The sequence below is a fragment of the Marinobacter iranensis genome, assembly GCF_029207565.1.
Taxonomy (GTDB): domain Bacteria; phylum Pseudomonadota; class Gammaproteobacteria; order Pseudomonadales; family Oleiphilaceae; genus Marinobacter; species Marinobacter iranensis.
The window spans coordinates 1-261 of sequence record NZ_JANCMW010000249.1 but is presented as its reverse complement, the minus strand read 5'-3'; the positions used below and the strand labels follow the sequence as shown (position 1 = coordinate 261).

Genomic DNA, 261 nt, shown 5'->3' with positions numbered 1-261 from the left:
GGGTTCTATTTCTCAGCTAAACGTGACCCAGAAAATGCAGTTGTTGAAGAAGGACGTAATTATACTAAAGGATTGACTGCTTTAACTTACTCAACTTTGGGATATGTTAGCTATGTTATTCTTTTTAATAACTTAGCAGTACTTTGGTTCAATGTTCATTTTGATGCACTGACAATTATCTTGCCAATGTCAGTTGGAATGATCTTTGGAGCACTTGTGATGGGTCGTTTCAAAATTAAAATGGATAAATATGTTTATGAA

1 protein-coding gene is annotated in these 261 nt (G+C 33.7%); it reads left to right on the top strand.

The window, feature by feature from the left end:
* Nucleotides 1-261 (top strand): GRP family sugar transporter (locus tag NLU14_RS22235; protein WP_275710696.1); only part of this gene is annotated, 261 nt, incomplete at both ends.